This is a genomic window from Erythrobacter sp. SN021 (assembly GCF_021864455.1).
Map to the genome: position 1 here is coordinate 1 of NZ_JAKKUW010000250.1, position 280 is coordinate 280.

Annotated in this window: 1 protein-coding gene; it reads left to right on the plus strand. The window is 67.9% G+C overall.

Translation table 11 applies throughout. The features are described 5' to 3' along the window. A partial coding sequence (locus L5849_RS15780; protein WP_305040854.1) for a histidine kinase dimerization/phospho-acceptor domain-containing protein occupies positions 1–280 on the plus strand: 280 nt, incomplete at both ends.

Genomic DNA, 280 nt, shown 5'->3' on the forward strand with positions numbered 1-280 from the left:
GAAAAGTTTCCGAGGCGTTGCGCAAGCGCGAGCAGGACGTCCTCGCGCTTCGGGACCAACTCGCCCGCCACGAGCGGCTCGCGTCCATCTCTACGCTCGCCGCCGGCGCCGCGCATGAGCTCGGCACCCCGCTCGGAACCATCGCCGTGGTCTCGCGCGATCTGGAGTTGTACGCTTCCGGCAATCCGGAACTCGCCGCCGATGCGCGCCTCATCCGTTCGGAGGTGGACCGCTGCCGCCGAATCATCCAGAACATGAGCGAGCGCAGCGCCGAACCTCT